Here is a 23,874-nt window from a genome sequence, read left to right on the forward strand (position 1 = left end):
ATGAAAGATGTCGTAGTTATCGATTGTATTCGTACCCCGATGGGACGTTCCAAAGGCGGTGTTTTTAGAAACGTGCGCGCTGAGACTTTGTCTGCGCACTTAATGACAAAACTCATTGAGCGAAACCCTGGTGTTGACCCAGCTGAAATTGAAGACATTATTTGGGGCTGTGTTCAGCAAACCAAAGAGCAAGGCTTCAACATTGCGCGTAACGCCCAGTTATTAACGTCAATTCCTAGAACCACAGCTGCCGTTACTGTGAACCGCTTATGTGGCTCATCCATGCAGGCTTTACATGACGCTGCATCAGGCATCATGTCTGGCCGTGGTGATATTTACATGATTGGTGGTGTTGAGCACATGGGTCATGTGCCGATGGATTTCAACATTGATTTCCACCCGGGTATCGCAAAACACACAGCGCGAGCTTCAGGCAGCATGGGTATGACCGCTGAATTACTGGGTCGTCAAAATGGCATAACGCGTGAAATGCAGGACGCCTTCGCTGCGCGTTCTCATCAACGAGCTCACAAAGCCAGACTTGAAGGCCGCTGGAATGAGATCGTGCCGATAGAAGGGCATGACGCCGATGGTGTATTAAGCTTAATAGAGCATGATGAAGTAATTCGTCCTGAAACCACCGTAGAAGGACTTGCGGGTTTAAGACCAGTATTTGATCCTGTCAACGGTTCAGTGACTGCTGGAACTTCATCCGCGCTCTCTGATGGTGCTTCAGCTATGTTAATCATGTCTGCAAGTCGTGCAAAAGAACTTGGTTTGACGCCGCGTGCAAAAATTCGTGCAATGGCCGTTGCTGGTTGTGACGCTGCAATTATGGGCTTTGGTCCTGTTCCAGCGACACAGAAAGCGTTAAAACGCGCAGGCATGACGATGGAAGACATTCAGTTAGCTGAATTTAATGAAGCTTTCGCGGCACAAGCTCTGTCATGCATTAAGCGTTTAGGCTGGATGGATGAGTATGAGAACAAAGTTAACTTAAACGGCGGTGCCATTGCTTTAGGCCACCCGCTAGGTTGTTCTGGTTCGCGTATTTCAACAACGCTAATCAACCTGATGGAAGCAAACGATAAAGAAATTGGTTTAGCAACAATGTGTATTGGTTTAGGCCAAGGCATCGCGACTATTTTCGAACGCGTTTAAAAACACTCAGAAACAAAAAGGGATGCTAATTTAGCATCCCTTTTTTATGTCATATTGAGCATTTTAGTTAACGCGTTTAGAAACCTAAAGGACTTAACCGTCGGCAGTGATTTTAGTGATCAGCGCCTGCTTTGTTTCTTCACAAATGTCATGCTCTACTTGACACGTGCCAGCAGCCTGATGTCCACCACCACCATATTGCAGACATAACTCACCAACGTTGGTTTTAGAGCTTCTATCTATAATTGATTTACCAACCGCAAATACCGTATTTTGCTTTTGAAATCCCCACATTTGATGAATTGATATATTGCATTGAGGGAACAGCGCATAAATCATGAATCGATTGCCAGCATAAATAACGTCTTGATCGCGTAAATCTAGTAGCACTAAATTATCATAAACTGTAGAGCAATCTGTCACCTGCTTTTTGAACTTTTCAGCATGTTCAAAATATAGCTCAACGCGTTCTTGCACGTCAGGCAAAGCAATAATCTCGTCAATCGTGTGATTGCGACAACAATCAATCAGCTCCATCATCAACTGATAGTTAGAAATACGGAATTCTCTGAAGCGTCCTAAACCTGTGCGACTATCCATTAGGTAGTTTAGTAATACCCAACCTTCTGGGTTCAGAATTTCATCCTTACTAAATTGCGCAGCATCGGCTTTATCTACAGCAGCCATCATGTCGTCCCAAGCCGCTGGGAAAACCTCTCTGCCGCCATAATAATCATATACGACGCGAGCTGCTGAAGGCGCTTTTGGGTCGATAATATGGTTTTTCTTGGTCACGTTCCCACTTCGCGACATTTCACTTAAGTGATGGTCAAACGCCAGGTAACATTCGGGAACGTAAGGAAGGTTAGTGGTAATGTCATTTGTTGAAATATCAATAATGCCATCTTGCATGTCTTTCGGGTGTACAAATTTAATATCATCAATTAAATTTATTTCTTTCAATAAGACAGCGCACACTAGCCCGTCAAAGTCACTGCGGGTAACTAATCTATATCTAAATTCTGTTGAAGCGGTTGCTGTTGACAAGCTAACTCTCCTAAAATGTGAAAAATGCGAAGCATTAGTAAAAATATAAAACTATGATAACAAGGATGCAGTTTAACTGATGATTTGTGGGTATTAGTGCAGATACGCAGGTGTCTTAAGTAATATGTAAATTGACTGCTTTGTATCTTAATTCTTTGTCCAAAGTCTTGTGGTTTGGAAACTGCGTAGGTTTTTTAATTTTTAAAAGGCTGTAGCTTATACTCAATATTTTTTCGACTTTAGTTTAATGGCAATTCTTAGATAGAAAAAGTTGCGCCTAATCATATCGATTCTCCCCGATTATTACCTTTGAAATATTGTTGTCGAAGCGAAATGTAACGATGTTTGCATTTTTTCTAAAAGGGGCTGCTGCATTCGCTCAATAATCTTTCACCGCTCACAGGATGGTCGAATTCTAGGGTTTCAGCATGCAACATAAGTCGACTTGCTGCCTCGTAGCTTTGTTTTGTACCGTATAAGTCACAACCGAGAATAGGATGCCCCATATGCTGACTATGAATGCGCAATTGATGCGTTCTGCCAGTTTGTGGTTGATATCTTATTCGACTCGATAGAGGCCGCTGTATTCGTTCTAGCACCTCATAGTAAGTTTGCGCCTGCTTACCATTCACGCTGCAGGTTTTTAACCGAGGAAACAACAATGGGTCCTTAGCAATTGGCATATTAATCTGCCCATGATCACCAGCTACATGTCCTGCAACTATGCTCACGTAGGTTTTAAATACGCTTTGCATTTGGAATTGCTTGGTGAAATTAGCATTCGCTAGTTTACTCAAAGCAATCAGCATAATGCCAGAAGTACCAAGATCTAAGCGGTGCACCAGATTAGCTGTGGGAAAATCTTGAACTAAGCGAAAATGCACTGAATCCTTGTTCAGCGGGTTTTTACCCGACAGAGATAATAATCCGCTGGGTTTATTGATTAACAAAAAGTGCTCGTCTCGACATAAAATGTCGATTTTCTGTAGGCATTCTGGTGCTACAAAATTGTCAATTATTGGATGAACTATTTTCAAGGTTGACAACAATTCTGATTATGGCTTAGCTTACTTTTCACAAACAAAATCGTTCCAAGAGCGCAACACTCGAGTAAAGTCCTCTAGTCCGCAACCCGCCATAGACTCTTGGTCATACAGCTGGGTGCCTTCTGGTAATTCATCAGGCGCATCCACATCTAGTATTTTTGACCTAATTTCAACTTCATCAGGATCCAGTGATAGGTGGAATTCATTGCCTTCCATCAAAAACGCTTTCGTTTCTCGATTTTGCAATTGCTGGATAACATCAAGTAGCATCTTAATTTTGTTTTGGTCCGCGCCTAACTCGTGCGTAAACCAATGGGAAAACGTCTCGCTACCCATATCAAACTCTGCCACTGGGCTACCTTGTAGATCTCGGATAAATTGATAATTCATCATTGCCTTAATATTGGTTATCTAACTTTTAGTCATCAACGCTTGGCTTGTATAAACTTCACCCTTTGCTTCCAAGTGGGTAAGGTAAACTCTGACATCAAACTCTATCTGATGATAGTCAGGTAACATATGCAAGCAAAGTTGGTAAAACGCTTTGTTGTGTTCTTTTTCTTTCAAGTGTGCGAGTTCATGCACCACAATCATATTAAGAAATTCCAAGGGGACATTTTTGAATAATGTGCTGATACGAATTTCATTCTTACTCTTCAGCTTACCGCCCTGCACTCTTGATACAAAGCTATGTAAGCCCAATGCATTATTGACGACATGAATTTTCGGATCGAATACTATCTTACTCAGTGGCTGTGACTTTTTAAGATATTGGTTTTTTAAACTCATGACGTAATCGCGCAACGCTGCGTCATTCGGTACCTGACTGACCGTTGGATACTTCTGCAATAAATATGCAGCAAGGCGGTTTTGCGCGAGCAATTGGCCAATCTTTTGCTGCAAGCTAGGCGCATATGAGGACAAATACTTTAACGAAGACAAAACGCTACTATCGGTTGTGAATAGAGAAGTAGTCTACGCTTTCGTAACAGACTGGGCAATCCTATCCTATTTATATTTATTCTAAATAGAATGCCTCCACTCAAAAATATCGACAATGGATAAGCTAAAACTTATAGACTTTGATGCGGTCTTCCATATCGCGAGCAATTTGTAATAATTTTGAACTGGATGCCGATAGTTGCTCCGCTCCCACGACATTTTCTCGCGCTTGCTCATCAATACTCCCCACATTCGTGTTGATGCTTTGAATAACGGTGCTTTGCTCTTTTGTTGAACTAGCAACAACGCGCGTGACATCATCAACCGATCTGATGTTATTCACTATTTTTGCCAACACTTCCGATATTTGCTGCGCGTTAACCACGGCTTCCTTGGCCTGCTGATTACCACTTTCAATGCTTGAAAATGCGTTTTGAGAACTTATTTTAAGGACGTCTACTACCTCAGATATTTCTTGCGTAGACTGCTGTGTTCGCTGTGCTAAAGAACGCACTTCGTCAGCGACGACAGCAAATCCGCGGCCTTGTTCGCCAGCTCTGGCGGCTTCAATTGCCGCATTTAGAGCGAGTAGGTTGGTTTGTTCTGCCACCGACTTAATTACATCTACCATGCTTAATATATCGTTAACTCTGCTATTTAACTCGGTGATTGTTTCACCTACTCTCGCCACTTCATCGGCTGTATGAGAGATACCTAACATTGATGTTTCCACAGCCTTCTCACCGTTAATCGTTTCTTTCGCGGCACGTTGAGCGCCATCTGATGCGACCAACATATTTTCCATAACCGATTTTATACTGCCACTCATTTCTTCGGTAGCACTGGCAATACTTGAAATATCCATTTGTAACTGGATCAAATTATCTTTGCTTTGCTCGGTAGCACTGGCTGCTTGAATTGTTGCTTCCGCAATTTCATGAGCATTTTTTTGGAAATTAGTGAAGTCTGTTCGAATATTAGTAAAGGTCACATTAATTAATGTAGCAATCCTGCCTAGTTCATCCTCAGTTAACACTTCAATAGAATCTGTAAGGTCTTTTTCAGTGTCCACTGTTTTCATAAACCGATTTATTTCATGAGACTGTGCCGCTCGCAGCTGTATAGTGCTGAATACGCCATAGGCCAAAACTAGCATTAGAACCAATAAAATACTTTCGAGAACAATTACGATAAACCTAGTTTCAACTTTTTCTTGTGCGTACTGTCTCATTTCATTAAGAAGCTTTTCTTCTGTCACTTTCAGCTTATTTATTCGCGCAGTCGCGGCCGCGAACCATTCGGCGGCATCGATGTTAAAACCATTTTGTGTAAACTTAAGGGTATCTCTAAATCTCTCCACGTCGCGGCTTTCTGTAGACTGAACAAATTCATCTAGTAACATTTTGAAATCAGGGGTAGCGGTAACATAAGATGATTTGACATACGTATTTTGCTTTGTTGTCAACTCAATATAAGATGTTAGTAGAGCTGGGGTAACGCTGTCGCTGGCAAAAATATTGCTAAGTACCGCTCTTTCAATCCCTGCTTGTTCTTTTGCATAGGCGATGTTGTAAAGTGTAAGAAATTTTTGTGCTGAAGTACTTTCTTCCAACTGTGTAGCCAAGTAACCATTTAAGTCTAGAAGAAGTTGGTTGCTGCCACTATAATAAGCCAACGCCTCACCTAGGCCGATCGTTAGGGAATCAACTTTTTGGCGAATGTTTTGTATATTTTGCAACCTATTTATTAGTTGCTTTAAGGTCTGCTCAGTCTTTAGGTCGTAATCTGAATTATCCAAAAAATTTGTCAGGTTCTGTATTTCTTTGTCCGTAGCAGTTCGTTGCGGTCTAATTTCCGATTTAAATTCAGCACCATTGGAGCCAATGTAACCCGCTGACATACCTCGCTCTTTTTGCAGTTCGTGTGTCAGTTGGCTAGTAACGTTGACTAGGTTTGCATCTAAAATAGTCTTATTCGCTTGATCTAGGGCATTATAAGCACGCATAACATCAAAGGAGATAAACACAATCAGAACAATCACAGGAATGAGTGTTAATAGTGATAAATAACGAGATAACCAGCGTTTCATATAGACTCCAAAAAATTCATAAATACTGACTTCACTATACCCAGCAGCCCACCGAACCAAATATATTGATTTACCAAGCTATGACGAGAAACATTGAAGAAAGTGTATTAACACACGAACCATAGAAGATATTGGCAACAACAGTCAAACGTTGAGTCACCAATAAATGGTAAGCCCTCAAATGCCAAAAAGCGTCCCTTGACTAAACAACAACTGGAACATAAATATGCTCAATGATGCTTAAATGGAGCAAGATGATGCAATAAATAAATTAACTGATGTAGCAAATTTGATTACGGCCATTACTTTTCGCTTTATACAAACCTTCATCGGCTTTTTTGATAGATTTATCTAAACTTTCGTTAAAATCGCAGTTTGCAACTCCCCCACTGACCGTTACTTTCAAGTCCTGTGTGTCGCGATAAATAGCATTGTCTTCGATGTAAATCCTTATTTTATTTGCTACTAACATGGCTTCTTGGTGACTTGTTTCTGGTAAGAATAAAATAAATTCTTCGCCACCAAGCCTTGATAATATATCGTGCTTGCGCAGTTGAGCCTTTAGCAACTGAGCTAAATTCTGTATTACTATGTCACCAACATCGTGACCATAATTATCATTAATCGCTTTGAATCTATCGATGTCGAATAACACAATACTGCAGGGTTTTTCTTTTCTGCGAAGAGACTGCAGCAATTTCTCAGCGATCCTGAAAAAAGCTCTTCGATTATAAAGCCCTGACAAATGGTCGTAATTTGCTTCATATTGTAAACGCGCAGCAAATTGACTTATACGAGCTACCATAGGCCTAAACACAAACAAAGCCTCCAGAAGAATAGTGAGAATGACAACAACCAAAATAACTTGCTGAACTAGCCTCAGCCTTCCTATTTTTTCGATACTTTCCCTTTCATATTGCTCTACAGCGGCATTTAATGCATCCAAGAAAGGAGCTCGCGCCATCATTAAAAATTCTTGATGAACTTGTTCTGATGTATTCTCCGGTGTTGTAGGGACTTGTTCTAAACTTTGACTTATTAGCCTAGAAAACGTATCGATCTGTTTGTCTATTTGTGCGGGTGACTCAAAATAAAGTGACAATAGTTCGTCTGAAAGAGGTGAATCAAGGCCTTTTTTTAAAGCCTCATCGTGTTCTGACAAGAGAGCAGCATGATTTGATTTCATTTGAAGTATGGCTGATTCTGCAAGTTCCTTTGCTCCTTTAGAGCCTGAACTTTCGTATTCAATAGCGAACATACTTGCTCGCTGTGAAAGCATTCGCTGCTGACCACTTTTGTTAACTAGATTTCCAGTTTGTGATTGTTGTTCTATCACTGAATCCAGAACAAAATGAGTAATGATGGATAAGATCGCGATTATTGCAAGTGATCCTGTATAGACAAAAGTCATAAAACGCTGGGGGTTTTGAATATCGGTAAGGTCGTTTCTGTTATTGTTCATATTAAGCCCAAGGAAAAATCAAATTATCGTCACATCCTCCTTGAACATGATAGTTAAGGTAAAACATTAACATATTATAAATTTTAAGGTAGTAAAACATTTCCTAACGAAAAATCGCGGAGTGACATAAAGTCAAATCTTAATTTTTTACTCATCTTAGTCCAATTGAACATGACTTTATATGCTAACTGTCATGTGTATTTTATGGTGATTATTTAGTGCCCTCTAGCCGTATAAGAGTCGATGCTGCTATACCGAAACAAAAATCTTCACACGACAAAATCACTGCAAATGCGGAGAAGAAATTTTTACATATAGACAAGACACCTTTGCTCATCCATATGAAAATTGGATTTCTATAAGGATAATGAACTGTGATAACATTTAACCATTGTAAGGTCTCTTACCCGCACTTAGCATCCAATTTATTTCGGTGGATTCAATATAACCCTCAACTTCCTTATTACGTTTTAGTGAAGATTTAACTGAGTAATTGAAGCCATTTATGCCGAATATGAATAACATGTAAGCCAAGTATGGATTGCCAAGGGGAGATCTAACCAGAAATTTTCTTGAGTCGCGGTGACGCAATAGAAGTAACGATAATAATCATAAGGCAGAGTGGTTTGTGAGTTTAATGAAATATAAGTTTATATTGGTTTCTATTGCTCTGATGCTCTTCGGGTGCAGTGATGAAACTGAAGTTGAACAAACGGCAGAAGACGTTGCGGTCGCATTTTTTGATGCCGTGTACAACCAAAACGACATTGATAAAGCGTTAACGTTGAGTACTCCTAATTTCGCTGAGGAATTAGGCAAGTATGTTACAACTAAAAATGCAGCACGACGGCTATTTAATATGTCCTTTGACTCAGTTCAAATTGATGCAGCTTTAGGCGATAAAAATGTTCGACGTGAATTTAAACGCTCTGGGAAGTTAGTCATTCTGTTTACAGGTTACCGCCAAGATAAACTGTATAAGGAGATGAAAGAAATTAGGTTAGTGAAAAAGGGAGATAACTGGTTAGTCGATGAGTTATTGCCAGATCCTGACTTTTATTAATCAAAGATGCAGAATTTTAGTCGATTATAATACTTTGATGTTAACGGCATTCAGAGTTACCCTTTCATTAACCTCAATTCAGATACGCCTCATATAGCAACAAAGCTATTACACTAATCAAGGAGAAGTCCTTTTGTCTTCAATTAATCGTTGGTCTTCAACTCGCCTTATTATTTTGGCTATGTTGTGTTATTTCGCACTCGGCTGCAGCCAGCAAACATCCTCCGCAGTTAATTCTGCTCCCACCAAAGCTGCTGTGGCAATGCCTGACAGCTATAGTGCAGATGTGGCTAAAGCCGTATTGCAAAAAGGCGGTAATGCTATCGATGCCGCAATTGCAGCGCAATTCGTTTTGGCGGTGACACTGCCAGAAGCTGGGAATATTGGTGGTGGCGGCTTTATGCTAGTGTATAAAAACGACAAAGCCGACTTCATTGACTATAGAGAGCAAGCGCCGCTGTCTGCGCACAAAGATATGTATTTAGATGAGCAAGGCAATGTGATCCCTTTTCAATCCGTTATCGGTGTATTGTCATCTGGCGTTCCAGGTACGGTAGCTGGAATGTGGTTAGCGCATGAAAAATATGGCAGCTTAACGTGGAAACAGTTAGTGCAACCTTCAGTAACATTGGCAGAACAGGGCTTTATCGTTCATCCTAAGCTAGCTGACTCAATTGCACGGCATATCATAGATTTAGAGAAAGGCGGCTTTGACGTTAATTTTAAAGATTTCTTCGGCTCCGCGACTGCTAATGAAGTGTTTAAACAGCCTGAATTAGCCGACGCGCTTATTCGCATAAGAGATCAAGGACGCGCCGGTTTCTATCAGGGTGAAACCGCTAAAATAATTAGCGACTTTATGCGCAAAGAACAAGGCTTAATTACTGAGAAAGACTTACTTTCATATCAGGCTAAAAGCAGACAAGCCATAAAAACCCAATGGCGTGATTATGAATTACTAACGTCGCCACCACCGAGTTCGGGCGGTGTAGCCATACTGCAGTGGTTAAAAATGTACGACGTATTGACCCAAGATCAGCAGAAGCTATCACACAATTCAAGCCCCTATGTACATTTGTTAGCAGAAATAGGCAAACGCGTATTTGCTGATAGAGCAGAGTATATGGGTGACCCCGACTTTGTTAATGTACCAATAGATAGCTTGATTGCCGATGAGTATATTGCTATGCGCAGCCAAGGCGTATTGCGCGACAGCATATCGGTAACTGAAAGCATTAAGCCAGGATTAAAAGAAAGTGAGCAAACTACGCATTTTTCAATTATGGATAAATGGGGTAACGCAGTGTCGAATACCACAACAATAAACTTGGGGTTTGGTAGCGGCGTCGTTGTGGAAGGTGCGGGATTTTTATTAAATGACGAAATGGATGATTTCAGCGCAAAACCGGGTGTAGCGAATGTTTTTGGTGCGGTCGGAGGCCAAGCCAACGAGATTCAAGCGCAAAAGCGGATGTTGTCGTCTATGACCCCGAGCATGGTGCTAAAAGACAATAAAGTGGTAATGGTAACAGGGTCACCGGGTGGCACTACCATAATCAGTTCGGTCTATTTATCGATGTTAAATGCGTTGGAATTTGAAATGGGTGCACAAGATGTTGTTGACCAACCACGCTTTCATCACCAGTTATTGCCTGAGAACGAAATCCGCTATCACAAAGGTCTTGATACAAAAGTAGTCGCAGAGCTCGAAGCAATGGGCTATAGCATGGTCGAGAGTCAATTTGGAGATATGCACGTTATTATGCGCACTCGTGGAGAAATTGAAGCAGCCTCGGAAACAGCGGGCCGCGGAAAATCGATTGTGTTTGAAAGCGAATAGAAGCGTTTTAATACGCGCTTTTTGTTGATTTCTAATTACACTTGGGCAAACTGAGCTTCAGTCCATACCGTTCTGAAGCTCTTGCCGAACAGCGATTTAAGCGCTTGCCTTTATCCACACAGGTACACCATTAAGCACAGCATTGCCGGACAATTCATCGACCACCATTTCGTCGGTTAAATCGTTAACGCTAACGCCTGCATGCTGCTGCGCAACTTGCCAACGCATGCCCTTCTTGTTATGGCCCCATCCATGAGGAATCGAAATAACACCCGGCATGATTTTATCGGTAATTTCAGCCGGTAAGCTAATTTCACCCACCCGCGATTTTACGTTAATCATTTGCTTGTCTTCGATCGACCATTTGGCAGCATCATCAGGATGAAGTTGTGCAGTGCAGCGAGATAAGCCATTGTTTGTGCCTTTTACCATGCGCTGACTATTGTGAAGCCAAGAGTTATTGGTTTTCAAATGGCGACGACCAATAAGCTGTAAACTATCGTCATCCGGCGTTTGGCTTTCAAAAAAGTGCTTATCTAAACGCGTTAAGTCTGACATAAAATAATCGAAGCTCATGTCGATTTTTTTATCGGTATGAAAAATGGCGTCGGGTAAGTCAGGTTGCAGCGGCCCTAGGTCGATACCATGCGGCAAGTCTAGCAAAGTGGCTATGCTAATGGGTTTATCTGCGTGTTTATAACGCCCTGTTTGCAGCATGTCATCAATCACACCTGTCGGCGTTTTATCCCACAGCACCGAATACTTGTCCGTCGGTAAACCGTTTAAGCTATCGAGTCGTTCGGCTAGGCCTAAATATATTTGCCAGTCAGTTTTGCTGTTTGCTTCAGGTGGGAATATTGCAGGCGAATACTTGGTGCTATTACGTACAGCGAAATTATGAAAAACAATATCATAGTGGTCACGCTCTAAAGCCGTTACAGGCGGCAGAATGATATTTGCGTGCCTCGCCGTTTCCGTCATAAAGAAATCGATTGCCACCACAAAATCTAACTTTTCAAATGCAGTATCAAGCTGCTGCCCATTCGGCGTAGTTAGTACAGGATTGCCTGCACCTATCACCATGGCTTTTATTTGGCCTTCGCCCGGTGTTGTCATTTCTTCCGCCAAGGCGGAAACCGGAAACTCCCCAGCAAAGGCTGGTAGCTTGCGCACACGGGTATGAAAGTTGCCAATAGAGCCGCGACCAGAGTGAGGCAAAAAGTCGGCGGCGGGTTGCGTAAACATCATGCCACCACGTCTGTCTAAGTTGCCGGTTAGCATATTGAACAACATGATTAAGTATTGGGTCAATGTACCAAATGCCTGCACACTGGCGCCCATTCGGCCATAGCAAACCGCAGACTCTGCGGCGCAAAAGTCACTCACCAAGTGTTCAATTTGTGCAGGTGTCATTCCTATTTTGCTTGCCACTTTTAGTGGTGTATAAGGCGCTACGTAGGCTTCAATGTCTAGTAAATGAGGAGCAAATTCAAGCAGTCTTTCTGGCGTCACTTTATCACTGGCAAACAAAGTATTGATCATCGCAAGTAACAATAGTGCGTCAGTGCCAGGCTTTATGAAGTGATGCTCGCTGCTCATATCAGCTGTTTCAGATTTTTTAGGATCGATAACAACTACCTTGCCTTCTCTGCTTTGAATTGCTTTTAAACGGCGTTTAATATGTGGCACAGTCATAATGCTGCCGTTTGACGCTAAAGGGTTACCGCCAATGATCATAAAATACTGAGTATGGTCGATATCAGGGATCGGGATTTGCGATTGATGACCAAACAGCTGTCGACTCACAATGTGATGTGGAAGCTGATCAACCGAGGTTGCGGAATACCGATTGTGTGACTTCAATGCACGGTAGAAATAGGGACCAAACAATATCGATCCCATGTTATGCGCGTTAGGATTACCTAAATACGTAGCGACTGATTCAGGCCCATGCTTTTGCTGGGTTTCAAACAACGCCGTCGCTACTTTATCTAAAGCCTCTTCCCAAGGAATTTCTTGCCAACCTTCAGCGGTTCGCTCTAACGGCATCTTGATACGGTCAGGATCCTCGTACAGGTCTTTTAGCGCCATGGCTTTAGGACAAACATGGCCTTCACTAAATGGATTCTTTTTATCACCTACAATCGATAATATTTCACGCTTGTCGGTAGTGACTTCGATACCGCACATCGCCTCGCATAAAGTACACGTGGAATAATGTTTTTGTTCTGTTGATACCGAGCCTGAAGTCATGTTGAATGCCAATTTAAGTGGTAATAACAGTAAATTAGCGGGTAAGTGGATTATATACAAGCATCATTGATATTTATGAGCAAGTGAGCAAAGGCAAAGCTTCCAATCGAGTTCGAAGCCTTTCAGGTTTAAGAGCATTCAACTATAGTGCATAGCATGGGCGTTGATCACGCCCTAACTAATAGAAAAGAAGAGTCACATTTTCGGTCTAGTGATATAAACCAATTAACTCGTGCACTTACTTTCTTCTAGGCTGTTTTGGTCTATCTCCACGACTTTCGCGATTGCCATTTGCAGCATCAGCATTCGGGTTTCTTGGCTTTTTGGGGCGCTTCGGCTTTTGTGCTTTTAGCGCTACTGGCGCTAACTTCTCGGTTGGCTCAAAACCTTTAATGATCTCAGTTGCTATCACTTCGCCTATCAAGCTTTGTATTTCGCTAATATTTTTCTTGTCTTCTATTGTAGCAAAACTATATGCGTGACCGGTGGCACCCGCTCTGCCTGTGCGACCAATTCTATGCACGTAGTCTTCGGCAATGTTAGGTAAATCGAAGTTAACGATTTGTGGAAGCTCACTAATATCGATGCCTCTAGCAGCAATATCCGTTGCCGCTAACACCTGAACGCCACCGCTTTTAAAATCGGCTAACGCTCTAGTTCTAGCACCTTGGCTCTTGTTGCCATGAATTGCAGAGGCAGTAATATTTTGTTTGATTAAAAATTTAGCTAACCTGTCTGCGCCGTGTTTAGTTCTGCAGAAAACCAACACTTGATGCCAATTATTCTCTTTGATTAAATGACTCAGCAATTTGTTTTTGCTTGTTTTATCAACAGGAATAATCACCTGCTCGACAGCCTTTGCAGTGCTGTTCTTTGGATTAACCGAAATTTCTACCGGATTATTTACGATCGTTTTCGCTAACTTTCGAATGTCATCAGAAAACGTAGCAGAGAAGAGCAGATTTTGTCTCTTCTTAGGAAGTAACGCCATGATCTTCTTAATATCATGAATAAAGCCCATATCTAACATACGGTCGGCTTCATCAAGCACTAATATTTCAAGCTCAGAAAACTTCACTGCTTTTTGTTGATACAAGTCCATTAATCTGCCCGGCGTTGCAACTAAAACGTCAACACCTCTGCGCAATTTGATCATTTGCGGGTTAATTCCCACTCCACCAAACACAACTTGCGTCTTCAGATTTAAATGTTTGCCATAGTAGCGAATATTTTCATCGATCTGAGCCGCAAGCTCTCTCGTTGGCGTTAAAATAAGCGCCTTAACATTGTTTGCCGAAGCAGGTTTGGTATTCTCGAACATAGAGAGTATTGGTAGTGTAAACGCCGCCGTTTTTCCAGTACCAGTTTGAGCAGCGGCCATGATGTCCTTGCCTTCTAGTACAACCGGGATCCCTTGTTCCTGGATTGGTGACGGTTGTTTATAACCTTTTTCTTCTACCGCTTGAAGGACAAGAGAGGATAATCCTAAGGATTTAAATGACATGCTTTTACTCGTTTGAAAACTGATAGAACTTAACACGCTGTTAAGTAGGGGTCGGCTAGCGATATCACTTTTATATGGCTAACTGATACTAAGGGCGCAGAGGGTACAGCAGAATGCAAAACACCGCAATTAAAATGCAGTGTTTTGCTCTTCTTATCAGGCATCATAAAGGCTTTGTGAAGAGTGAAAATAGAACCGTCTAATTAGCTCTCCTTCCTTTTTTAGCGCCTATATTTATCGCTTTGTTCGAAGCAGGCTATTAATCACTGGCCTATTTTACTTTTTCAATCTTGTAGCCTTTGGCCTCTAATTTAGCAAAAATACTGTCCTTGCCCGCTAAGTGCGCAGCGCCAACGAGCACGAACTCAGTCGGCTTATCATCTAACATGCCTATGATTTTTGGCATCCAGTTATTGTTTCGCTTTACGATTAAATCGTTATACATTTGCGGTGACGATGCCGCCATGTCCTCAATAATCGTCTTGTTCAGCGTTTTTAAATCACCCTCTTTCCAACTTACTAACATGTCGTCAATTAATGCCGGTAAGCTTTCTAGTTCATCTAGCGTGTAGTTGATAATTGCATTGTCATCATCGCCGCCTAGATTTACGATAAACGCTAGCTGCTCATCCACAGATTCAAACCATTCAACTGGTTTTGCGTCTGCTTTTGCCTTTGTCGAAAAAGTTTGATCCACACCATCCTGGTCGAACCCGTTGGCCTGATACTCAAGCATAGTTATCGTCAAAGCCACCATTGAGGGCTTAAGTGAATTGAAGTTAATAATAGGCATCCCTTTCTCATCTAAATAGGTTTTCAATGCTGCGTATGTGTCTTCATTTAAGCGAGTTTGCAAAGTAGTTCCGTCCGTCAAAACTACTTTTGACATCATTTTCTGTTGAAATGCAGAGGTTTGCATTCCCTCAATGTCAGACTCAAAAACGAGCTTATCAGAGGCTGCATAAGCTTTGTCGTATTCTGCAGGCAAGGGAAAATTATCGGCTTTTAATATGTGAACCGTACCGCCAAAATACACTGTATTCTCGCCGTTAGTGACTTTCCATACTGAAGCTCCTTGGGCTGAGACTGATGCAGCTAAAAGCGCTGCTATCGCTATTTTTTTAAATATTGTCATTTGTATCTCTATTTAGGTGGCCGGTTGGCCTAATGGTAAATAACGTAAATTGAATGCTGAATGATATTAACGACTGATTTGGAGCCTGAAAAGAAAAACTATCAAAGATACGACTCACAAACGTAAAAAAGAAAACGAATAAAAAAGGCATTTCAATCACAAAAGTGCAAAATAAAAACCGAATATCCACATTTTTTAAGCCTCAGTGAGTAACGCTGATTACAAAATGGACTGTCCGTGGCACAATCTTAAAATAACGACAAAGGTGACTCGTTTTTTAACCCGTTATCGTGGAGTCGCCGCCACTTTAAACTCACTTAAAATGAAGGTAAGCACATTGCTTCAAAAACACATTGGATTCTTACTGAGCGTTATCGCAATTGGGCTTTTCATACCCGGTATTTTAGCGCCTATGTTTACATTGAACATGGAGTTAGCGATTAATCTTGCAGGCCCCACAATCTCTTCTGAATTAGTAACTAAAGAGCTTTCCATAATGGGAACAGTTCAAGAGTTATTAAATGACGATAGGATATTTGTAGCCGTATTAATATTTTCCTTTTCTGTCGTTATTCCACTAACAAAAACGAGTCTCATAATAGCTGCTTACTTCACAAATAATAGTGAATTTCAGCGTAAAATAACAAAGTTTGTCGCCATAATTGGCAAATGGTCAATGGCTGATGTGTTCGTCGTCGCTATTTTTCTTGCCGTACTTTCAACTGACCATGGGCAAACTGCACAGCAAAATCAGCTGTCCTTTTTTGGCATGTCCCTAGACTTTGAAATCAGCACACAAACACTGTCAAATGTTGGAGTTGGATTTTATTATTTCGTTGCATACTGCGTTGTTTCACTCATTGGTTCTCAGTTAATGTTAGGAGCCATAGAGCGAGCTCAAACACTGTTGGAAAGTAGAACTTACTTAAAAACGAAGGCTGAAGAATAGAAAAACAAATAAAAATCGTAGAACTAAAATAATCTTATAAAAAATAAAAGGAGACCAACATGAGTCGTCATTTTGATCAAGCCGAAGGCTTAACCGAACATCACGATCCAGCTACTCATGAGTTTGTATTTAATCAAACTATGTTTAGAATTAAGGACCCTGAGCGCACACTCAAGTTCTATACCGAAGTACTAGGCATGACGCTAGTCAAGCGACTAGATTTTGAAGACATGAAGTTCACGCTATATTTTCTTGCGTCGATTCCACCAGAGCAGCTAAATGATTGGTCGAGTGATAAAAACCAACGCATTGTACAAACCTTCAGTCGCCCGGCCATGCTAGAACTAACCCACAATTGGGGCGATGAGAGCGATGACAGTGTGTCTTATCACAGCGGTAACGAAGAGCCTAAAGGCTTCGGCCACATTGGTTTTGCTGTGCCTGATATCGACGCCGCCTGCAAACGATTTGAGTCGTTAGGCGTTGAATTTAAGAAGAAACCGAACGATGGCAGCATGAAAGGCATTGCGTTTATCAAAGACCCCGACGGCTATTGGATTGAGATTTTCACACCAGCCCGCTTGCCTGATTTATTAGGCTAGCATTCGTAATAAATGCCGATATTACGCGCCAAAGGGTCCCTCAAGTGGGAATGCGCAACATAAAGCAGAGCAAATTAAACCTTGTGTTGAATGACGACAATCTGTTGTCTAGTTCAGCCATAGGGTTCAGTTTGCTTCGCCTTCAAATTTTAGTGCTTTGAAATTTACTTATCTTCCCGTTCTTGCTTAGGCAGGTACTTATAACCATTTATCATGGAGGAAACTAAAGCTGTTTTTTCCCTACGTTCACTAATAATGACCCCGATAATATGAAGAGGGATCAAGAAACATAAGAAGTAAAAAGTATAAACATGAGCAGTGATGAACGGTTTCCGAACTTCGCGCATGGCTTGATAGGCTTGTTCATCCACATTTTCTTTTGAGTAGGGTTTAATCATCTCAACCTTACTGCTGTCAACCGCAATACTTTTAGCAAAATATTGCCCTAAAGGCGGATAGTAAATATCGGTTCCGGCGATAACTAAGCCGCTCACCATTTGGATACACATTGAAAGCAGTAATGCGCCTACCATTAGCTTACCCAATGGGTTATGCCCTTTATGTTTTTTATCGGGTTGTTGTTTAAGATCGGCTAGCTCTGCAGTAAAACCTTTGGCAAAGGGCAAGGTTTTGCGCCAACGCTCATAGCCCTTACCGAAGAAACCCATTCCAATCCGTATAACTAAATTGCTTGCAAAGACATAACCTACAATGACATGAATGGTTTTCAGTAAAATTTTGCCATCATTACTTATCCCTAAGGTACTCGCATTGAAAATAATTAGCCCTAGCACGATAAGCAGCATCACGACTGATACATTAATCCAGTGAAAGAGTCTTAGATATTTACTCCACACATAGACTTGTTGGAATTGACGGTTCATGTAACACCTCATGGTAGTTAGAAAATACATTGTTTTAGTTTAAGCGGGCTTAGTGTCTGAAGTATTGATCTACAGCATAAACTAAGCCTTCATATTGATTTCAAGTAGATTAGCAAAGGTCCCAATAGAATCAGCCTCAAAAAGAAGACTCGCTATTTAGCACGATTTTTTTTGTTTGTGTTAATCACTGAATGGGCAACTGAATTACAGCCTCAAATCCCCTTTTAGAATCAGTCGCTGGTGACAAGAACTTCAATTGCGCTCCGATCCCTTTTACCAAGGCTTCGACAATAGCTAGGCCAAGCCCAGAACCTGAGGTATTGCTAGATGCACGGAAGAAACGCTCATGCAGACGTTTCAACTGTTCAGCGCTTAAGGGCTCACAGGCATTAACAACGCGCAATTCACCTTTATTGCTTAACTGAACATGGATAGACTCATTCGCATCGCCATGCTTTACCGCATTCTCAATCAAATTCTTGGCCAAAATATAGAAGGCATCCGCATCTATGCAGGCCATAAGCACTTGCTCAGGAAGCTGAAGACGAATATCGTGTTTTCCCGACCGCACGTACTCATCAACAATCAATAGCAACAGCGCGCTTAAGTTTTCAGGTTTATCGGTAAGTAGCCCGCTACTATCTGCTTTAGCGAGTTGCAGAAGCTTATCGGATAGGCTCACAAGATGATTCAGGGTAACAACCAACTGACCTGCTTTTAGGCGTGACGCTTCATCACTTAGTGTTTTTTCTAAGCGCTGAGTTTGCGCCATCATGGTTGCCAGTGGAGTGCGTAATTCATGCGCGGCATTAGCAGTAAAATGACGCTCTGTTTCAAGCGCAGTCTGTAAACGCAGCATAAGTTGGTTAACTGCTTGTGTCATTGGCTCAAGCTCAAGTGGAAGATGCTCAGGAATAATAGGAGTCAGATCGCCAGCGCCACGGAGTGCTAATTGCTTACCATATTGTGTAACCGGATTAATCACTTGGCGCACCAAAAAAATAGCCATTAACAAACACAATGGTAATAACACCAACAAGGGAATAGCCATGATCAATAAGGTGTGTAAAACAGCCTCTCGACGATGAGAGAGAGGCTCGGCTACTTGTATAAAGTAGGCTCCTTGAACGGCTGAAACAGTAAAAACCCGATAGCCATCCTGACTTTCAAAGCCATCTCGAAGGGCAAGATTGAAGTCATGTTGCTGAGCAGTGTGTGATTGCAGTAAAACTTGGTTCGCGGCATTTCTTACTTGATAAGTTAAGCGTTCTTTGTGAGCGCCTAATGCAGGCAACTGTTGCAATAATTTCGATTCTTCGCGGTTGTAAATCTCAACTAACGCTAATGGTAAGATTCGCTCTGCGGTTTCTTGCAAGGCACTATCAAAGGTTTTGTTAAGTTCTTCGTTTAACTGCATTGTTGCAATCACTAATCCTAGCACCCATAAGCAAGCAACCACTATTAGAAGGCGCAAAACAAGCTGTTTTTGTAAGCTTATCGGTCTCATTTTTGTGGCATCCGGTATCCCATTCCTCTGATTGTTTCAATGCATCCTTTGCCTAATTTTTTGCGCAAGCGGCTGATATACACCTCTATAGTGTTACTTTCAATTTCAGCGCCAAAGGCGTAAAGAGCATCTTCTAAACGTGCACGAGTCAGTAATTGTCCCGGTTTTTGTATAAAGGTTTCAAAAATAGCCCACTCACGCGATGTTAGCTCGATTGCTTGGTCTTTAAGGCAGACGGTTTTATCAGCTAAATTCACACGTAACTCACCCAATATAATATTCGGGTTGGGGTTACCGCTGTAGCGTCTTGCTACCGCAGCGACGCGTGCGGTCATTTCATAGAGATCAAAGGGCTTAACCAAATAGTCATCGGCGCCGGCATTTAGCCCGCTAATACGATCAGCTATTTGGTCTTTCGCTGTCATAATAATGACCGGTAGGAAGGAGCTGGTTTTTCTTAATTTTTGTAGGAAGTTCAATCCTGAGCCGTCAGGTAGCATCAGATCTAGTAACAACAAATCATATCGCGTGCTGCGCAAACAGCTTTCTGCCGCCTCTATACGCATAACCCAGTCAACAGCGTAGCCTTCATCCTGCAATTGATCACGGATCGCTTCGCCGAGACCTTCGGTATCTTCCAGTATGAGTATTCGCATAATACGTCCTTAAAAAAACCAGCTTATTCCTTTTTTCTGACAGTCACCTGAATAGATTTTATTTTTTCCTCAATATTAAAAGTTCACCATTCAGCCCTCTGTCAGGAACCTCCGGTAGAGTCTTATAACACTAACATATCAATCAAAAAACGGAGATACACCATGAATAAAATTTTTCACATGCTACTCATCGCAAGTTCTCTTACAAGTGCAGCATCATTTGCAAGCGATAGCTGCAATGACCCTATTGATAAGTGGCAGCCTCAGGAAAACTTACAAAAGAAGTTAGAGATAAAAGGCTGGAAAGTTAACCGGATCAAGATAGACGACGGCTGCTACGAGGCTAAAGGGCTTGATACCTTGGGCAACCGCTTTGAGGCGATATTTCTACCCGCCTCTCTGAGTATATCTAAACTCGAAATAGAATTTAACGCACAAGGCTCGGCTGAAGATTACCTTGATAAAAACGCGAATACATATTAACTGCAACGGAATTCTTAGTTACATGAAATTTTACCTTCAGTTGAATATTAGAAACAAATTACAGAATGGAATCTTTAGCTAAAGGAGTCAACACATGACCAATTTGCGTCTACGCCTTAGCCTGCTGCTACTGCTGGCATTGCAACTAAGTATCTGGCAATGGGGGCTTAGCTACGAACATTTTTTGACACTTAGTGGCTTTCTTGCCATCAATTTTATGTCCATTACGATGATACTCGCTACAAGACCAGCGTACCTTGAGCGTATATTAGGCGGACTTGACAAAATGTACCACCTGCACAAATGGACGGGTATATTGGCCGTGATTTTTGCGCTGGGCCACTGGCTTATCGAGATGGCTGATGATGTATTAAAAACACTCTTTGGAAAAGACCGTAGTCTGAGGGAATCTGACTTTACGGGCCTACTGGATGACATGCAAGATATGGCTGAAGATCTCGGAGAGCCGAGTCTTTATCTGCTTATTGCACTAGTGACAATTACGCTTGTGAGATGGATCCCCTATCGTTTTTGGCGATATCTGCATCGTGTCATGCCGCTTATTTATATTGCACTAGCTTCTCATGCCTTATTACTAGCCCCGATGGTTTGGTGGCAACAAGCCACCGGTTGGCTAATGGCGGTATTGATGATGGGAGGCATAATCGCTACCGTACAATCGTTGACAGGCCAAATTGGAAGAACCCATCGTTGGAAAGGACTGGTTCAAAGCGTAAAGCAAGCGTCTAAAAATACGATTGAGGTGTTCTGCGATATGGGTAAATGCTGGCCAGGGCACAAAGCAGGTCAGTTTGCCCTAGTAAGCTTCGATTCGGGCGAAGGCGCGCATCCATTTACACTATCATCAGCAGATCAGAAAAATGGTTTACTTAGCTTTCAAATTAAGGCGTTGGGAGATTACACCCGCACATTAGCAAATGACATAAATAGTGGCAGCAAAGTCACCATTGAAGGCCCCTATGGACGCTTTCAGCCTGAAAATGGCCGCGCTAAGGCTCAGCAAATTTGGGTAGCAGGTGGGATTGGTGTTACTCCGTTTCTTGCTGTCCTCGAAAACCGTATGTATATGAGAAAAGAAAAATACCCAGAGGTGACCCTGCATTATTGTACTCAAACAGTACAAGGGGATCCCAATGTATTGAGATTGAAAAACTTAGCTGAAAACTTACCGCAAATAACGCTGATAGTTTACGACAATCGAAAAGGTCAGCGATTGAACGCCGAACAACTGCAGATCCACTCCAAAAAAGCGGATATCTGGTTTTGCGGACCACAAGGTTTAGCAGGTGCTTTGCGTAAAGCCCTAAAAAATCATCAGGCTTCAGTGCGTTTCCATCAAGAGCGTTTCGAGTTTAGATAGAATTCAAGAAATTTAACGATGAATTAAATCAGAGGTACAGCATGAAAAAATTACTTTTAAGAACAGGGCTAGTGGCGGCAGTAATGCTTCCGTTTTTCACCCAGGCCAAGGACGTTACTTTTACCACTACATTAAGCGATTACCGTGGTGATGGCGCGTACTTGGCAATTTACCTCACCGATTCAGCGGGTGTGTACCAGAAAACATTTTGGGTTTCCGGAAAAAAAAGCAAACATTTCAAACACCTGAGAGACTGGGCGCAGGGGAGCGCGATGAGGCGTTCAGAATACGATGGAATGACAGGCGCAAGTGTTTCTCGTGGTCAAACCCTGCAAATTACGGTGGATTTAGATCCTTCGTTTATTGATAGCGGCTACCAAGTTCGCGTAGATTCAGCGGTAGAAGACATGGGCGATAAGCCAGCGGATATTATTGCTCCCTTAACGACCAAAGGCGCAGCAACACCTATAAATGGCGAAGGCTACGTTTATTCATTTACCTATGTGTTTTGAGTTGTGTCAGCGAGGCTTATTGAACAGTAATCTTATAACTGCTGCAAGCGAGTAGCTAAAGCGCAAAAAATGGACTGTTTAGAGCAGGTTGGCGGCGACTTAAATGCTAATGCACTGCTCTTAATTCATCCATTCTATTGAGTATTATAGACTCGCTGGATAACACTAACTCCACTAACAATTTGATCATTTGGATGCAACACATAAGCTTGGTTTTCCTCAAGACCAGAAATGATTTCTGCAAAAAAGTGATTCATATTACCCAGTTCAAGATGATGCTTTTCAACTTTACCATCAACGACGGCATAAATAGCCCACTTTTGCTGGTCACGAAAAAGCGCCGTGATGGGCACTATAAGAACGTCTTTAGACTCCGATAGCAGGATATCGACATCTAGCTGATACGCATGCCCTAGTCGTTCCCATTCGGAAAAGTCACTGTGAATATCGACAATGACATTAACGCGTTGCTCTTCGATCCCCAAGGCTGATATTTTTTTAAAACCAATAGGCTCAACTAAAATAACTTTGCCTACCAAAGGCTTATTTCCTCCCCAGTTTGTAATCAATACGTTTTGACCTGGCTTTGTTTTCACGGCATCGAATGAAAGCAATTCCACCACGACTTCCAAATTTTTAGGATCACCAATCTGAACAAGCGGGGTACCTGCGGCAACAACACCTTCACTTTTATTTAGCACTTTCAGAATTCTTCCATCTATCGGTGACAAAATATTCACACACTCACAGCTTCCGCGGGATAGTTGCGACGCAGCTGGAGACATCAATACCGCTTTCGCACGTTCTAATTCAAATAAGCTCATTTGCAGGCTGGCCTGAGATGTAGAAAGCGCAGCGCGGCGCGTTTTATAGTCCCGCTGTGCGTTATCTAACTCTCTTTGTGAGACGCTGTTATTGCTGCGCAATTCGCGCATACGGCGCAACTCAGCTTCGGCAAACTCCAGTTCAGCTTGTGCCTGTTCAACATTTGCGCGAGCAAATTCAGTGGATGACGTTGCAGCGTCAACGTCTGCTTTAGCTTGCGCTTCAGTCCGAGGGTCTAAAAAAGCGGGATCAATAGGCTCGATGCTGGCAATCACCGTTTGCGAATGGGAGACGGGATCACCCACTTCGGCCTCAATTCTGCGCAGATATCCACTTACTGGTGCTGACATCACATACACATCATGAACGCGGGTTTTGCCCTCTTCACTAATGGTAATTCGTAAATCACCTTTGGACAACTTGCCAATATCAGTGATGACTGGCTTTGGCCAAAAAGTAAATGACAGCGCAATGATCAGCACAGCAGTAATAACAAGCCATAGTAGGGCACGAGAACGTTGAAAATTCATAAC

21 protein-coding genes are annotated in these 23,874 nt (G+C 42.1%); 8 read left to right on the forward strand and 13 right to left on the reverse strand.

Annotation, left to right across the window (positions count from 1 at the left end):
- A complete protein-coding gene (fadA, locus tag GNIT_RS13935) occupies nucleotides 1-1,161 on the forward strand; it encodes an acetyl-CoA C-acyltransferase FadA (protein ID WP_014109903.1) in 1,161 nt (386 codons plus the stop codon).
- A gap of 93 nt (nucleotides 1,162-1,254) precedes the next feature.
- Here fadA and GNIT_RS13940 read toward each other — a convergent pair whose 3' ends face one another.
- The 6 genes from GNIT_RS13940 to GNIT_RS13965 all read right to left on the reverse strand — a co-directional run bounded on the left by GNIT_RS13940 (nucleotide 1,255) and on the right by GNIT_RS13965 (nucleotide 7,747).
- A complete protein-coding gene (locus GNIT_RS13940) occupies nucleotides 1,255-2,208 on the reverse strand; it encodes an exopolyphosphatase (RefSeq protein WP_014109904.1) in 954 nt (317 codons plus the stop codon).
- A 356-nt stretch (nucleotides 2,209-2,564) separates the two neighbouring features.
- A complete protein-coding gene (locus GNIT_RS13945) occupies nucleotides 2,565-3,239 on the reverse strand; it encodes an RluA family pseudouridine synthase (protein WP_041246885.1) in 675 nt (224 codons plus the stop codon).
- Nucleotides 3,240-3,275: 36 nt separating this feature from the next.
- Nucleotides 3,276-3,605, reverse strand: coding sequence for a YacL family protein (locus GNIT_RS13950; RefSeq protein WP_014109906.1), 330 nt, complete (start codon nucleotides 3,603-3,605; stop codon nucleotides 3,276-3,278).
- 60 nt (nucleotides 3,606-3,665) lie between these two features.
- Complete coding sequence (locus GNIT_RS13955; RefSeq protein WP_041246446.1) at nucleotides 3,666-4,196, reverse strand: M48 family metallopeptidase; 531 nt, start codon at nucleotides 4,194-4,196, stop codon at nucleotides 3,666-3,668.
- A 124-nt stretch (nucleotides 4,197-4,320) separates the two neighbouring features.
- Nucleotides 4,321-6,285, reverse strand: a complete 1,965-nt coding sequence (locus tag GNIT_RS13960) for a methyl-accepting chemotaxis protein (RefSeq protein WP_014109908.1) — start codon at nucleotides 6,283-6,285, stop codon at nucleotides 4,321-4,323.
- A 271-nt stretch (nucleotides 6,286-6,556) separates the two neighbouring features.
- On the reverse strand, nucleotides 6,557-7,747 hold the full coding sequence (locus GNIT_RS13965; RefSeq protein WP_014109909.1) for a diguanylate cyclase: 1,191 nt from the start codon (nucleotides 7,745-7,747) through the stop codon (nucleotides 6,557-6,559).
- 637 nt (nucleotides 7,748-8,384) lie between these two features.
- On the opposite strand from GNIT_RS13965, the gene GNIT_RS13970 reads away from it, so the two are divergent.
- Together GNIT_RS13970 and ggt are read left to right on the forward strand one after the other, a co-directional pair.
- Nucleotides 8,385-8,810 (forward strand): hypothetical protein, encoded by a 426-nt coding sequence (locus GNIT_RS13970; RefSeq protein ID WP_041246447.1) that lies wholly within the window; start codon nucleotides 8,385-8,387, stop codon nucleotides 8,808-8,810.
- A 181-nt stretch (nucleotides 8,811-8,991) separates the two neighbouring features.
- Complete coding sequence (ggt, locus tag GNIT_RS13975) at nucleotides 8,992-10,650, forward strand: gamma-glutamyltransferase (RefSeq protein WP_049787004.1); 1,659 nt, start codon at nucleotides 8,992-8,994, stop codon at nucleotides 10,648-10,650.
- Between the two features lie 96 nt (nucleotides 10,651-10,746).
- Here ggt and GNIT_RS13980 read toward each other — a convergent pair whose 3' ends face one another.
- The 3 genes from GNIT_RS13980 to GNIT_RS13990 form a co-directional block, all read right to left on the reverse strand.
- A complete protein-coding gene (locus GNIT_RS13980; RefSeq protein WP_014109913.1) occupies nucleotides 10,747-12,903 on the reverse strand; it encodes a molybdopterin-dependent oxidoreductase in 2,157 nt (718 codons plus the stop codon).
- Between the two features lie 238 nt (nucleotides 12,904-13,141).
- Nucleotides 13,142-14,407, reverse strand: a complete 1,266-nt coding sequence (locus GNIT_RS13985; protein WP_014109914.1) for a DEAD/DEAH box helicase — start codon at nucleotides 14,405-14,407, stop codon at nucleotides 13,142-13,144.
- A gap of 271 nt (nucleotides 14,408-14,678) precedes the next feature.
- Nucleotides 14,679-15,542 carry a TraB/GumN family protein gene (locus tag GNIT_RS13990; protein ID WP_014109916.1) on the reverse strand — a complete coding sequence of 288 codons (864 nt, stop codon included), beginning with the start codon at nucleotides 15,540-15,542 and terminating at the stop codon, nucleotides 14,679-14,681.
- A gap of 337 nt (nucleotides 15,543-15,879) precedes the next feature.
- On the opposite strand from GNIT_RS13990, the gene GNIT_RS13995 reads away from it, so the two are divergent.
- Together GNIT_RS13995 and gloA are read left to right on the forward strand one after the other, a co-directional pair.
- Entirely contained in the window at nucleotides 15,880-16,491 is a 612-nt protein-coding gene (locus GNIT_RS13995) for a paraquat-inducible protein A (protein ID WP_014109918.1), read from the forward strand.
- A 59-nt stretch (nucleotides 16,492-16,550) separates the two neighbouring features.
- Entirely contained in the window at nucleotides 16,551-17,093 is a 543-nt protein-coding gene (gene gloA, locus GNIT_RS14000; protein WP_014109919.1) for a lactoylglutathione lyase, read from the forward strand.
- A 164-nt stretch (nucleotides 17,094-17,257) separates the two neighbouring features.
- On the opposite strand, the gene GNIT_RS14005 is transcribed toward gloA, so the two are convergent.
- The 3 genes from GNIT_RS14005 to GNIT_RS14015 all read right to left on the reverse strand — a co-directional run bounded on the left by GNIT_RS14005 (nucleotide 17,258) and on the right by GNIT_RS14015 (nucleotide 20,140).
- Nucleotides 17,258-17,977, reverse strand: coding sequence for a cytochrome b/b6 domain-containing protein (locus GNIT_RS14005; protein WP_014109921.1), 720 nt, complete (start codon nucleotides 17,975-17,977; stop codon nucleotides 17,258-17,260).
- Nucleotides 17,978-18,161: 184 nt separating this feature from the next.
- Nucleotides 18,162-19,484, reverse strand: a complete 1,323-nt coding sequence (locus GNIT_RS14010) for an ATP-binding protein (RefSeq protein WP_014109922.1) — start codon at nucleotides 19,482-19,484, stop codon at nucleotides 18,162-18,164.
- Nucleotides 19,481-20,140 carry a response regulator gene (locus GNIT_RS14015; protein ID WP_014109923.1) on the reverse strand — a complete coding sequence of 220 codons (660 nt, stop codon included), beginning with the start codon at nucleotides 20,138-20,140 and terminating at the stop codon, nucleotides 19,481-19,483. The genes GNIT_RS14010 and GNIT_RS14015 overlap by 4 nt, the downstream gene beginning before the upstream one ends.
- A 162-nt stretch (nucleotides 20,141-20,302) precedes the next feature.
- On the opposite strand from GNIT_RS14015, the gene GNIT_RS14020 reads away from it, so the two are divergent.
- The 3 genes from GNIT_RS14020 (at nucleotide 20,303) to GNIT_RS14030 (ending at nucleotide 22,516) form a co-directional block, all read left to right on the forward strand.
- Nucleotides 20,303-20,623, forward strand: coding sequence for a PepSY domain-containing protein (locus tag GNIT_RS14020; RefSeq protein ID WP_014109924.1), 321 nt, complete (start codon nucleotides 20,303-20,305; stop codon nucleotides 20,621-20,623).
- 94 nt (nucleotides 20,624-20,717) lie between these two features.
- Nucleotides 20,718-22,004, forward strand: a complete 1,287-nt coding sequence (locus GNIT_RS14025; protein WP_014109925.1) for a ferredoxin reductase family protein — start codon at nucleotides 20,718-20,720, stop codon at nucleotides 22,002-22,004.
- A gap of 41 nt (nucleotides 22,005-22,045) precedes the next feature.
- Nucleotides 22,046-22,516 (forward strand): DUF2271 domain-containing protein, encoded by a 471-nt coding sequence (locus GNIT_RS14030; protein ID WP_014109926.1) that lies wholly within the window; start codon nucleotides 22,046-22,048, stop codon nucleotides 22,514-22,516.
- Nucleotides 22,517-22,650: 134 nt separating this feature from the next.
- Here GNIT_RS14030 and GNIT_RS14035 read toward each other — a convergent pair whose 3' ends face one another.
- Entirely contained in the window at nucleotides 22,651-23,871 is a 1,221-nt protein-coding gene (locus GNIT_RS14035) for an efflux RND transporter periplasmic adaptor subunit (RefSeq protein WP_014109927.1), read from the reverse strand.
- Nucleotides 23,872-23,874: the final 3 nt, after the last annotated feature.

Origin of the sequence: Glaciecola nitratireducens FR1064 (assembly GCF_000226565.1) — a bacterium.
Taxonomy (GTDB): domain Bacteria; phylum Pseudomonadota; class Gammaproteobacteria; order Enterobacterales; family Alteromonadaceae; genus Glaciecola; species Glaciecola nitratireducens.

Excerpts from the sequence above, each read along its gene's own strand:
- fadA (WP_014109903.1), top strand. The coding sequence starts at position 1 with ATGAAAGATGTCGTAGTTATCGATTGTATTCGTACCCCGATGGGACGT.
- GNIT_RS13960 (WP_014109908.1), bottom strand. The coding sequence starts at position 6,285 with ATGAAACGCTGGTTATCTCGTTATTTATCACTATTAACACTCATTCCT.
- GNIT_RS13965 (WP_014109909.1), bottom strand. The coding sequence starts at position 7,747 with ATGAACAATAACAGAAACGACCTTACCGATATTCAAAACCCCCAGCGT.
- GNIT_RS13970 (WP_041246447.1), top strand. The coding sequence starts at position 8,385 with ATGAAATATAAGTTTATATTGGTTTCTATTGCTCTGATGCTCTTCGGG.
- ggt (WP_049787004.1), top strand. The coding sequence starts at position 8,992 with ATGTTGTGTTATTTCGCACTCGGCTGCAGCCAGCAAACATCCTCCGCA.
- GNIT_RS13980 (WP_014109913.1), bottom strand. The coding sequence starts at position 12,903 with ATGACTTCAGGCTCGGTATCAACAGAACAAAAACATTATTCCACGTGT.
- GNIT_RS13985 (WP_014109914.1), bottom strand. The coding sequence starts at position 14,407 with ATGTCATTTAAATCCTTAGGATTATCCTCTCTTGTCCTTCAAGCGGTA.
- GNIT_RS13990 (WP_014109916.1), bottom strand. The coding sequence starts at position 15,542 with ATGACAATATTTAAAAAAATAGCGATAGCAGCGCTTTTAGCTGCATCA.
- gloA (WP_014109919.1), top strand. The coding sequence starts at position 16,551 with ATGAGTCGTCATTTTGATCAAGCCGAAGGCTTAACCGAACATCACGAT.
- GNIT_RS14005 (WP_014109921.1), bottom strand. The coding sequence starts at position 17,977 with ATGAACCGTCAATTCCAACAAGTCTATGTGTGGAGTAAATATCTAAGA.
- GNIT_RS14010 (WP_014109922.1), bottom strand. The coding sequence starts at position 19,484 with ATGAGACCGATAAGCTTACAAAAACAGCTTGTTTTGCGCCTTCTAATA.
- GNIT_RS14015 (WP_014109923.1), bottom strand. The coding sequence starts at position 20,140 with ATGCGAATACTCATACTGGAAGATACCGAAGGTCTCGGCGAAGCGATC.
- GNIT_RS14020 (WP_014109924.1), top strand. The coding sequence starts at position 20,303 with ATGAATAAAATTTTTCACATGCTACTCATCGCAAGTTCTCTTACAAGT.
- GNIT_RS14025 (WP_014109925.1), top strand. The coding sequence starts at position 20,718 with ATGACCAATTTGCGTCTACGCCTTAGCCTGCTGCTACTGCTGGCATTG.
- GNIT_RS14030 (WP_014109926.1), top strand. The coding sequence starts at position 22,046 with ATGAAAAAATTACTTTTAAGAACAGGGCTAGTGGCGGCAGTAATGCTT.
- GNIT_RS14035 (WP_014109927.1), bottom strand. The coding sequence starts at position 23,871 with ATGAATTTTCAACGTTCTCGTGCCCTACTATGGCTTGTTATTACTGCT.